This is a genomic window from Corynebacterium pseudokroppenstedtii, assembly GCF_019754945.1.
GTDB lineage: Bacteria > Actinomycetota > Actinomycetes > Mycobacteriales > Mycobacteriaceae > Corynebacterium > Corynebacterium pseudokroppenstedtii.
Map to the genome: position 1 here is coordinate 217,378 of NZ_JAEUWU010000005.1, position 11,183 is coordinate 228,560.

The window sequence follows — 11,183 nt, forward strand, 5'->3', positions numbered from 1 at the left end:
AATCATCCACGCCGTCGGCGTTGAGGACATGGGCAGCTAGACTAATGCGACGTGAACGAAAAGCGCGTGAATAAGAAGCGACTGTGCTGCCGCCCCGGTTGCGGCCGACCCGCAGCTGCGACCTTGGTGTATTCGCACGCGGAGGAAACAGTCATCGTCGGCCCCCTCTCCTCAGACGACAATCCTCACAGTTGGGATTTGTGTGCGCGCCATTCCGCGCAGTTCCGCCCGCCCGAGGGGTGGACAGTTATTCGCGACGAGCCCGACGTTGATGATGTTGACGATATGACAGCGCTCTTAGATAGCGTCAATGATCCTCAGGGTGGCGACCACCGTGTCGACGCCGGTTCTGTTGCTGGTCCCGGTGCTCGGTTTGGTGCCGGCTCTGGCGCTCGTCATGCTGACGCAACCCAGGGCGCAGTTGCTGATATTCAAGACACTATCTCGCGCTTAAACGGACACCGCGGTGAGGCCACACGCCATCACAACGAGAAGCGAGCATTCTCGACTGAACCGTCGAGCATGAGACAGTCAGCCGACCGTCACAGTGCCGACAGCCACGCAGCCGCCGCCTATAACAACGACCCCGGTACCGACTCCGACGATGACGCCGAGTGGGAGATCGAATCCCCTCTCCTTCAAGCAGCGAAGGAGCGTGAGCGGCGTCGTCGCCTGTGGCGTGGCCGCGGGGAAGAACCCACCGTGGAGTCCTCCTATGGGAGATCCGTCATCACGACGGGGCAAACGGGCCGTCACCGCAGGCCGGACAACCACCACGCGTCGCACGTCGCACCCCATAACCGGGCTGAATCCCACCGCGCCGGGACCGAGCAGGAACCGTCGGCAAAGACAATGCGACGGGGAGCGTCGAACCACTCCGAACCACACGAGCCCGCCCAGGGGTGGTCGCGGACACAGGACTCGTCGGAGGTCCGGCACCCGTCGCTGCATAACATTCCGGGGCGTAAGCGCGGCCATCTCCACGCCGTTCCAGACCCGGATCCGGATGGCGATAGGTGACATCGATAAGTCAAGCCCGTGTAAGATAACTGCGAACATTATTCAGACGAAAGGATTCCCGTGCCTGCGCGCGATCGCTCATTTGTTGACTCCGTTATCAAGGCTTACGACGTCCGGGGGGTCGTCGGGGAGCACATCGATGAAGCTTTTGTGAAAGAGGTCGGCGCCGCGTTTGCTCGTCTGCTCCGGTCGGAGGGGGAATCCACAGTCGCCGTCGGGCACGATATGCGGGAAAGCTCACCATCGCTGTCCGATGCTTTCGCCGAGGGAGTCATGGACCAGGGGCTCGACGTCGTCAAAGTCCATCTGTGCTCCACCGACGAGCTGTACTACGCCTCGGGGAGCATGAAGTGCGCGGGGGCGATGTTCACGGCCTCCCACAACCCGTCCCAGTACAACGGCATCAAGATGTGTCGCGCGGGAGCTCGGCCGGTGGGGGAGCAAACCGGCTTGGCTGAGATCAAGGATGACCTCGTGCGCGGTGTGCCGGCGTATGACGGCGACCGGGGTGAATCGACGGACAAAGATGTGTTGCCCGGCTACGCGAAGTTCCTCAATAGCCTCGTCGACCTGACTTCCTCGCGTCCTCTCGTTGTCGCGGTGGATGCCGGCAACGGAATGGGTGGGTACACCGTCCCCGCCGTTCTGGGTGGCCTTCCTCTGGATATTCGCCCTCTGTATTTCGAGCTCGACGGAACATTCCCGAACCACGTGGCCAACCCTCTGGAGCCGAAGAACCTTGTGGACCTCCAGAAATTCGTGGTTGACCAGAAGGCCGACATCGGACTGGCCTTCGATGGCGACGCGGATCGGTGCTTCGTCGTCGACGAAAAAGGCAACCCTGTCACGCCGTCCGCGATCTGCGCGCTCATCGCCGAGCGCTACCTGAGCCAGAAGCCGGGCGCGACCATCATCCACAACTTGATCACCTCCCACACTGTCCCCGAAATGATCACGGAGAACGGTGGGAAACCAGTGCGCACCCGCGTCGGCCATTCCTTCATCAAGGCGACGATGGCAGAGACCGGCGCCATTTTCGGTGGCGAGCACTCCGCTCACTATTACTTCACCGAATTCTTCAACGCCGACTCCGGAATGTTGGCGGCCCTTCACGTGCTCGCCGCGCTGGGCTCGCAGGACAAGCCCCTGTCGGAATTGATGGACCACTACTCGCGGTACGAAGCCTCCGGTGAGATCAACTCGCGTTTGGATTCCGCTGAGGCTCAGCAAGAGCGCGTCGAGGCCGTGCGTGCAGCGTACGCCGACCGCGCCGAGAGCATGGATGAACTCGACGGCCTCACTGTTGAGCTCGGGGATGGCGAGTGGTTCAACGTGCGTGCCTCGAACACGGAACCGCTCCTCAGGTTGAACGCAGAGGCCAAGACCCGTGAGGCCGTCGATGCCCTCACTTCGGACGTTTTAGCGGTTATTCGCGCCTAGAATAGGCCGTTGTGTACCCCCGCGAAACGCTTGTAACGGTAGCTCAAGAAGGCGCGCGCATCCGCGCCGTCGCCCGATCACTATCTGACGTGATGTCAGTCCTTGATCGCCCGACGATCGAGAGCACGCCCGACGGCCCCAGCACAGAAAGTCTGCGCTCCGACTTTTTCGGGATTGCCGACGACACGACCGACGATTCCTCCGAGGATCTCCGTTCTTTCGCGAAAAGTATTCCCGACGTTGCTCGCGGCGTTGTGATTGTGGCGTGTTCGGATACCGCAGTTCACGCTGCCCGTGCCGCGGTCGCGCTCATCCCGGACCCGTCGGTCCCCATCGTGGTGGTGGACCGTCTGCCGCGGTACGTGGGAGCCATGGATTGCGTGATTGTCCTGACGCCGGATCCTGCGGACCGTGAAGCGGAGGAAGCTGTGGTGCGGTGCCGGCAGGTCGGTGCGATGGTTATGGTGGCTGCACCGACGTCGGGACCTGTTGCGGAGGCGGGCGAAGGGTATGGCCTCGTTGTCCCGGACATTCCGGGTGTCACGGAAGAATCGTGGGGGCGGTATGTGGCCACGGTGACGGGCGGGTGTGGTCTTGTCGGCCAACTGCCGATTCGAGGTGTGTTGGATTATGCGGCCGATGCCGTCGATCGTGAGATGGAGGCTAGTGGTCCCGAGCGCGATGAGTCCGTGAATCCTGCGCGTCAGCTGGGCTTGCGTATGAAGGATCATCGGGTGGTCATTTCCGGCGATGGGGTGACCCGGCATGTTGCTTCGTTCGCGGCGATGCGGCTGCTTCATCATGGGATTGTCGCTGCTACCGCCGATACAGCTGAGTTAGCTCGGTTCTACTCGGATCTCCATCGGGGGACGTCGATGGATACGGCCATCGATTCGTCGGGGGATGTTGCAGCTGGGTCGGGCAGCGCCAGTAGTGACGTCGATAAGTCAATTTTTTATGATCCATTCTTGGATGCTCCCGCGGTCCAGCCCCTGGCTGCCGTGGTAGTGCCGAGTTTGGGGGGATATTCGGTACGGGGGAGAAATGATGAGCCTGATGCGGGGGTGTCGCGGGCATATCCTTCCGAGCAGGAGCTCAGTAGACTCGAGAGGTATTTTGATGCGCGGCCGGTGACGGTGGTGGATCTGACGGCGTCGGATCTTCATTCCGCGGTCGCGTACATCTGTGTGTTGGCTGCGCGGTGCGCGGCCGCTGCTGCCTATGTTGTCGCTCAGGAGTGATGACGGTGTAGGTAGCTTGTCCGCATGAGTTTTGTGGCCAGCACATTGTTTTGGCCAGTACGTCACGCTGCACGATAGATACTTTTAATGGAGGTTTAGATGGTTCAGCCGCTCACTGGGGCAATTCGTACGTATCCGTGGGGGTCGCGCACAGCGATAGCGCAGATGGCTGGCCGGCCAACGCCGTCGGATCACCCCGAGGCTGAAATGTGGTTTGGTGCCCACCCGGGTGCCCCAGCAACAGTGGACGGCGAACCCCTGGATGTTCTCATCGCGTCGGACTCCGTCAGTGCCCTGGGTGCTGGCATGTCCCGAGCATATGAGGGGCGTTTGCCGTTCTTGCTCAAGCTGCTGGCCGCGGATAAGCCATTGAGTTTGCAAGCCCATCCGACGAAAGAGCAGGCCGAAGAAGGGTGTGCGCGGGAGGACACTCTGGGTATCGCGCGTGATGCACTGGAGCGAAATTATCGCGATGACAACCACAAGCCCGAACTGATCGTGGCGCTCACTCAGTTCGACGCGATGTGTGGTTTCCGCCCGATTGAGCAGACTCTCAAGCTTTTCGACGCGTTGTCTGTGCCGGAGTTGGAGCGCTACCGCGTGTTGATCTCCGGGATTCTTCCCTCTGAAGGGTTGCGCAGCCTGGTCACGACGTGGATCACTCTTCCCTCTGACCAGCGCAAAACACTGATCGCTGCCGTTGTTGAGGGGGCTCGGGCCTACCGTGATAGTGGTAAGACGGAGTTCGCGATTGTGGCCGATCACCTGATCGAGTTGGCCGACCGTTACCCGTCCGATCCGGGCGTGCTGTGCGCGTTGTTGCTCAACCACATTCGTCTTGAACCGGGGGAGGGGATTTACCTCAATGCGGGCCAGCTGCACGCGTACGTCCACGGGTTGGGCGTGGAGATCATGGCGAACTCGGACAACGTGCTGCGCGGCGGGTTGACCTCGAAGCACATTGATGTTCCGGAGTTGGTTCGCGTGCTCTCGTTCGATCCCTTGCCGGATCCCGTGATTACTCCGAATCAATTAACGACGGAGGCCTCGGGCTCAGGTGAGTCCGCCGATTCGCAGTCCTCTGCGCAGGGTGTTTATTATCCGACGCCGGCGCCGGAGTTCCGCTTGCAACGCTGGGAGTTGAATCCGGGTCAATCGGTTGCGGTCTCGAGTGTCGCCGCTGATGGGAAGTCATTGTCGGAGGCATTGGTCGGGCCTGCGATTGTCCTGTGTACGCGCGGCACCGTTCACGTTTCGCAGCCCTCGGTTGATGACGCTTCAAAGGCCGAGGGAGACGGCCACATTCGCGGTGATGGTTTTGGGCCGCTGGATCTCACGCCTAGTAAGGCTGCGTGGATTCCCGACGATGCAGAGAGCACTCTCGTGATGAATAACAGCGATGAGCTCGCTGAAGTTTTCGTCGCGACGGTCGCGGATTAGCCGGAGCGGCTACTCGCCGGGCTGCCGGTGAGAAGTGGCGACGCGAGAAGCGCCGTGTGGGCGCGGCTACTCGCCAGAGCTGTCGTCGGCGTTGTTCGCCCCGGTGCCGGCGGTAGTGTGTGGAACGGTGGCTGTGGGTGCCTCGCGAGTCGTCGTGGCAGCATTGCCAGCAGACTGTTGTTGTGGTGCCCCAGGTGTGCCAGTGGTGGTCGCGGTACGCTCCTGCGTCGGCACTCCACCCTGATTGCCCTGGCCAGATGGCGCTTGTACCGCACTCGGGTGGGTCGTCGTCGGTTCGGCAGCTCCACCTCGAGAATTCGAGCCATTCTGGGTACCCGCCGGTGTGGGTTCGTGTGACGGCTGGGCAGATGGCGTCGGCGCTTGCGATGACCCGGGGGAATCCGCAGAGTCGGTGGGCTTCGCATCCTTAGACGGATGAACGCTGTGCGGCTCCGAGGGATTGGGGGTCCCTTTGGTCTCGTGGGGTAGTCGGTCTTTGTCGTCGGCTACCCAGACCCCATCTTTGTTTCGATGCATGGGGACAGCTTCGGACTGTGCCTGTGCGGCCGAATCGTCGATAATTTCCCTAGCTTGGTGCAGCTGACTACTGCTCAGGACGCGTTGCAGACTTTCGGGTGTGTTGGTGAACCACAGCCCGATTCCCGGCGCGTTATCCGAGTCATCCGTGGACTCGCTGGCATCAGATGTGCCACTGTGCTGTCCCATCGCGGTGTTGCCGTTGTCGCGCGGGGCACCGAGCGCACCGAGATGTGTTTCACCCCGCTTGGTACCAGGGGGCAAAATGGGATCCTCATCCCATGGAGCGTTGGCGTTCGGCTGCTCGTTGGATTGCGAATTGTTCCCCTGCGAGCTGTTCCCGCCCGCGCCGTTTCCGGTTGAGCCTTGGTTGCTCTTATCGCCGCTGTTAGCCCGGTTGCCGGACTGGTTACCTAGCTGATTGTAACTATTGTTCTGAGCGTTCCCGGAGTTCCTATTACCCTGCCCAGAGTTGGACGAGCCACCACCGTTCGACCCCTGTGAACCAGCGGCTTCAACGTCGTTAGCCCTGTCGTTTGAAGATGCCGACTCTGTCTCGACGGTAGTGGGGTGCTTGGTAGTCGACGAGGCCGTCTCGGGTGAAGAGAGCTTCCAGACGCCTACTCCGATAGCGCATGCGAAGACCAAGCCAGTCCCGACGAACGTGTAAATGGGGAGGCGGCCGCGTGACGGCGGAGCGCCGTTATATACGACGCGTTCCGACGACACCGTTTGAGATGCGTCACTGGAAGCAGACAGCGAGGAACCGTCGGCAGATGAAGATGATGCCGATGATGCAGAGCGTGATGACGGCATTGATTGCGATGACGGATTTGTGCGTCCCGAGTCGTCTGGTCGCTCGGACTCGGAGTTATTCCCCGTGGTTGGATTGTTGTTGGTCAATCCGTGGCCTCCCTTGAGTGACGGCCGTCATCCCTTGTTTCCGCGGGAATTGGTACTCGCATCAATAACTGCCGAAGAGAATAACAAAAGAGTTACAAAATAGCTACGGACGTGCTGGTTTATGTGGGGAGCGAAGGGAGGCCACGTTATTGCCCCATCAGGCGACGAAGGTAAGGGCAAAGCAGTGATAGCCTGGATTACAGCGTGGGTAGAGAGCCATAAATGGGGCACCAAATGATCTATAATGTGATGAAAATCACTTCGAAAGGTGTCCAGAAACACAACGGCAACTCGATATCTACCCACCATGTTAGGAGTGAACACTGTGCCAAAGAACGTTGAAAGCTTTGAACTAGACCACACGAAGGTAGCCGCGCCCTATATCCGGCGCGCATCCGATTACGAGATCGCCGATGGCCACACGATCGTCAAATACGACCTGCGGTTCCGCCAGCCGAACAAGTCTCATATCGAGATGTCAACAATGCACGCGATCGAGCACAGCATGGCCGAGGCACTCCGCGACCACTTAAAGGGAGTCATCGACTTTGGCCCGATGGGGTGCCAGACCGGTTTTTACCTGACCGTAGACACAACTGCCGACGGTCCCACCTGGGATGAAGTTGCCGACGCTGTCAAGAAGGCCATTGCGGATATTGAGAAGTGGGATTCCGTGCCCGGCGCGGGAATTAAGTCGTGCGGTTGGGCGGAGCATCACGATCTCGACGGCGCCAAGAAAGAGCTGGCGGACTTTGATGCCCACAGCGATGAGTGGAATCAGGTTTTCGCGTGAGCGGTGACGAACCATCGGTCATGTCCGACGTTCCACGCCCGGGGCGTACCTATGGCGAATCTGATTCATCCGTAGCCCTGCTTATTGCAGCGATGCCGGAGGAATTCGAGCCGCTCAAAGCACGTTTGGGCGACGCACGTAGCGTCCAGTTTCCCGGTATTCACGACGCCGTTGTCGGCCGTCATGGTGGTAAGACTATCCTGCTGCTTCTGAGCGGTATCGGGTTGGTGAACGCGGCGCACGCCGCCACTGTTGGGCTGTGTTTAGGGCCATCCGTTGTGAGCGACGGAACTGGTAACGGTGGAGCCACGAGTGACGGAAATTCGGATTGCACATCGACCCAGCCGGCGCAACCTGGTGAGATCGGTTGCGTGATGTCCATCGGCACAGCGGGCGTTGTGCCCGGTCGTGCTTCGATCGGCGACGTCGTGGTGAGCGAGAAAGTTGTCCCGGGCGACTTTGACCTCACAGCGTTCGGCTATGAGCGCGGTCAGGTCCCCGGTCTTACCGCGGGCTACCCGGGCGACCGCGACCTGCTGGCCGCCGCAGATGCGTTCGGTGCGAAAGCGCTGGGTTTCGTCAGCGTGGATCGCTTCGTCGGCATCCCCGAGGCTGCCGCGATTCGGGAGATTTTCCCGGACGCGTCCGTCGTCGATATGGAATCCTCAGCTCTTGCGCAGACAGCGGTTCTTCACGAGACGCCGTTTATTTCGGTGCGGTCCGTGACCGACGTCATTGGGGAGTCGGAGACGTCCGTGCACCTCGATGAGGTTGATAATTCGTCCGAGCAGGCGGCTACTGCTGCGCTCGACATTCTTGGTCGGGTGTAGGGCTGCGCTTCTGCGTCCGGAACTTGCATCGCCCTCACTGCCGATCATGTCCGGGCCTCGCGGTAGGCTCGGTGCATGATTGTTGCGTGTGAGGGCATCGACGGTGCGGGCAAGAACACCTTGGTCACGGCCATAGAAAAAGAGTTGGTGGAGAGGGAAAGGCCCGTCGCGCTGGTGTCTTTTCCCCGCTATAACGACTCTGTTCATGCGCAGTTGGCCCGGTCTGCGCTGTATGGGGGGATGGGGGATCTCGTCGATTCGGCGTGCGGCATGGCCACCCTGTTCGCCCTTGATCGCGCGGAGATCGCCGATGACATCGCGGAGCTGTCGGAAGACGGATATTTCGTGCTCATCGACCGTTTTGTTGCGTCCAATGCTGCATATACGGCAGCGCGGTTGGGGTGGGATGGTCAATCGCCGTCGCAGGATAATCCCACTGTGTCGTGGATTGCTGAGCTCGAGTTCGAGCGCCTAGGTATTCCGGTTCCGGATCTCCACGTTTTCTTATCGACGCCACCGCGCTTGGCTTCTGAGCGAGCTGTGGCCCGCGAGGGCGAGGATGCGTCCCGCGCTCGCGACGCGTTTGAGAAGGATAGCGATCTGCAACAGCGGACGGCTGCAGCGTATGAAGCGTTAGCGCGCGATCAGTGGCAGTCTCCGTGGGTTGTTGTCGAGCCTGGTGAAGTCACCCGGCAAGCCACGGAGGTTGTCGAGGCCATCTTGCGACATGCGTGACAGCGCTCAACGCCATGAAAACGTCACGCTGAGTGAGGCATCAGGTCGCATAGGGCGTCGACCAAATGGTCAAGATCGTCACGCGTGTGAGTTGCCATCGTCGTCACGCGGAGAATCGCTTGCCCGCGAGCGACCGTGGGATACCGAATCCCGGGGACGTGGAATCCACGCTCGGATAGCCCTTGGGAAATGCGGACGGCGTCGGCCTCGTCGCCAATAAAAATCGGGATGATGGGGGTGCTGTCGCTTGTCCCATCGACCAGTGGGATACCGTGGTCGCGCAGCTGATCGCGCAGATAGAGGGAGTTTTCCTGCAGTTGGTGGACGCGTTCGGGCTCGCGAAGAATTGTCGTGACCGCGGCTTGAGTTGCCGCCACTGAAGCTGGCGCTGAGGACGTGGAAAACACATAGCCGCGCGCCCGGTTTCGCAAGAACTCAGCCACGGGGGTGGAACAGCACACAGCCGCACCCTCCGATCCGAGGGCCTTGGACGCGGTGATGACCAGTAGATCCGGCCGCAAATCGGAGTCATCCGGCAATCCTGCACCGAGCGGGCTGTCTGCGCCAGCATCCTGACGTCGAGCGTCGTTCCAGTACTCGACGATGCCGCGACCAGTCCGACCTAGCGTTCCCGTGCCATGCGCATCGTCGATAAGAACCCATGAACCATGAGCCTGTGCCAGCCGCATGATGCTGGGGAGCGGGGCAATGTCGCCGTTCATGGAAAACACGCCGTCCGACACGATGAGTTTCCGGGGGCTTGCGCACTGGGCGAGTGCGTTCTCGAGGTGCTCCATGTCCTTGTGCGGGTAAATGCGTACCGCCGCGTTTCCCCGGGTCGCCATTCGGATGCCATCGATCAGGCTCGCGTGGTTGAGCTCGTCGGAGAAAATGGTCATTCCGGGAGTGTTCGCGGGGGCGGTGCTGGGGGTCTTGGGGATATCGGTAGCCAGCGTGGCCAGAACAGCGCCGTTTGCTTGATACCCGGTACCGAACAGCACTGCGTCGTCGTACCCGGTGAACTCGGCCAGGGTTCGTTCCGTACTGGTGTGGATGGTGAAGTTTCCCGTGGTCAGACGACTACCGCCAGTTCCGGCACCGTAGTGTTTGAGAGCCTCAGTTGCAGCTGCGATGACATCGGGATGTTCACTGAGCCCCAAATAGTTGCTGGACGAGAACAGTAGTGTGTCGGACCCGGCCACAGTCGTGTGGGGCATAGGTGCCGACGAGAACTCCAGCGGGTAGCGTCGCAAACCCTTGTTTTCCCAGGCGGTGAGGGATTGTTCGGCGAACGTCGTGAGGTCAGTTGCGATGTCGGTTGCAGGAATAGCACCGAATGCGTCGGGTTCATCGCGGTGTGCCGAGTGATTGTCCTGTGGTGGCCACGGAATTCCGTGCACAATGACTGCAGTGTTTTCCAGGTAGTTGATGCAGTCAGCAATCTCGTCGTCAGTTCCCCGGACAAGGAACACGCGCCCGCCTTGGGGACTGCCCATTGGTTTGATGTTCTCAATCCGCACGTAGCGCCCCGATGTACTCACATATCCGGTCGTGTAATCGGGGTCGTCAGAAATGCACAGCTCCGCGCACACGGCGGGGTGGTACTGGACTTTCGACGCGAGCGTCAGTGCCTCACAGTAATATGGCTTCGTCGCCGCTGAGGACGACATTTCTTCGGCAGCGTCGGCCCCCGTCGCCATGTCATTATCCAATGCCGTCACTCGAACTCCGCGGATATCTTTCGTATCCCGACGCTCGCCGGTATCGGCGTCAAGGAGCATTGCGCCACGCATCCCCCGGATACGCGTCAGCGCCTTAAGCGCGTGCTCCGCGGTCGGAATTCCCGCGTCGCGAAGGATCTCCGTGCTCGTGCGGTGGGCGTCGTCGACAGTGTGTGTATGGCGCGTCTCCCGGGTGAGGGCGGGAATATGTGTGATTTCGTCCTCATCGACGCGGTGGACACTGACCACAACATCGTCGGGTTGCCCATTCGAGTGCGTCCAGGCTCGGTGCTCTAATTCGGTCACTGTCTGCATGATGTCCGACGCAGACACGATGCGCTCCGCGCCAGAAATATGCCGATCAGCACGATCACGTGATTCAGTGTGATCACCGGATGCACCGTCGCTGGTGCTGGGAGATGACGAGACCCGCGCGCTCGCCCGCATTTTGATGCTAAACCGCACCGTACACTCCTTTTATCAGGATCTGATGAAGGGTAATACCCGGAGCTATCATAAGTTG

9 protein-coding genes are annotated in these 11,183 nt (G+C 60.5%); 7 read left to right on the top strand and 2 right to left on the bottom strand.

Annotated elements, in window-relative coordinates; translation table 11 throughout:
- The first annotated feature begins 51 nt into the window (after positions 1–51).
- The 4 genes from JMN36_RS09855 to manA all read left to right on the top strand — a co-directional run bounded on the left by JMN36_RS09855 (position 52) and on the right by manA (position 5,141).
- Positions 52–1,020 carry a DUF3499 family protein gene (locus JMN36_RS09855; protein WP_204087378.1) on the top strand — a complete coding sequence of 323 codons (969 nt, stop codon included), beginning with the start codon at positions 52–54 and terminating at the stop codon, positions 1,018–1,020.
- A 60-nt stretch (positions 1,021–1,080) separates the two neighbouring features.
- Positions 1,081–2,460, top strand: a complete 1,380-nt coding sequence (locus JMN36_RS09860; protein WP_012732130.1) for a phosphomannomutase/phosphoglucomutase — start codon at positions 1,081–1,083, stop codon at positions 2,458–2,460.
- Positions 2,461–2,471: 11 nt separating this feature from the next.
- A complete protein-coding gene (locus tag JMN36_RS09865; protein WP_204087376.1) occupies positions 2,472–3,701 on the top strand; it encodes a hypothetical protein in 1,230 nt (409 codons plus the stop codon).
- A 99-nt stretch (positions 3,702–3,800) separates the two neighbouring features.
- Positions 3,801–5,141: a mannose-6-phosphate isomerase, class I gene (gene manA / locus JMN36_RS09870; protein ID WP_221924349.1), complete on the top strand. Its 1,341-nt coding sequence runs from the start codon at positions 3,801–3,803 to the stop codon at positions 5,139–5,141.
- A 66-nt stretch (positions 5,142–5,207) separates the two neighbouring features.
- On the opposite strand, the gene JMN36_RS09875 is transcribed toward manA, so the two are convergent.
- On the bottom strand, positions 5,208–6,581 hold the full coding sequence (locus JMN36_RS09875) for a hypothetical protein (RefSeq protein WP_221924350.1): 1,374 nt from the start codon (positions 6,579–6,581) through the stop codon (positions 5,208–5,210).
- Positions 6,582–6,906: 325 nt separating this feature from the next.
- Between JMN36_RS09875 and JMN36_RS09880 the strand changes: the two genes are divergently transcribed.
- The 3 genes from JMN36_RS09880 (at position 6,907) to JMN36_RS09890 (ending at position 8,939) form a co-directional block, all read left to right on the top strand.
- Entirely contained in the window at positions 6,907–7,374 is a 468-nt protein-coding gene (locus JMN36_RS09880; RefSeq protein WP_012732125.1) for an S-ribosylhomocysteine lyase, read from the top strand.
- Positions 7,371–8,204, top strand: a complete 834-nt coding sequence (gene mtnN, locus JMN36_RS09885) for a 5'-methylthioadenosine/S-adenosylhomocysteine nucleosidase (protein ID WP_012732124.1) — start codon at positions 7,371–7,373, stop codon at positions 8,202–8,204. The genes JMN36_RS09880 and mtnN overlap by 4 nt, the downstream gene beginning before the upstream one ends.
- A 75-nt stretch (positions 8,205–8,279) precedes the next feature.
- Positions 8,280–8,939 (top strand): dTMP kinase, encoded by a 660-nt coding sequence (locus JMN36_RS09890; RefSeq protein ID WP_204087373.1) that lies wholly within the window; start codon positions 8,280–8,282, stop codon positions 8,937–8,939.
- A gap of 23 nt (positions 8,940–8,962) precedes the next feature.
- Here the strand turns inward: JMN36_RS09890 and JMN36_RS09895 are convergent, their stop codons facing one another.
- Positions 8,963–11,125, bottom strand: coding sequence for a 6-carboxyhexanoate--CoA ligase (locus tag JMN36_RS09895; protein ID WP_236881857.1), 2,163 nt, complete (start codon positions 11,123–11,125; stop codon positions 8,963–8,965).
- Between the last annotated feature and the right edge of the window lie 58 nt (positions 11,126–11,183).

Coding starts and splice junctions, on each gene's coding strand:
- manA (WP_221924349.1), top strand. CDS start 3,801: ATGGTTCAGCCGCTCACTGGGGCAATTCGTACGTATCCGTGGGGGTCG.
- JMN36_RS09890 (WP_204087373.1), top strand. CDS start 8,280: ATGATTGTTGCGTGTGAGGGCATCGACGGTGCGGGCAAGAACACCTTG.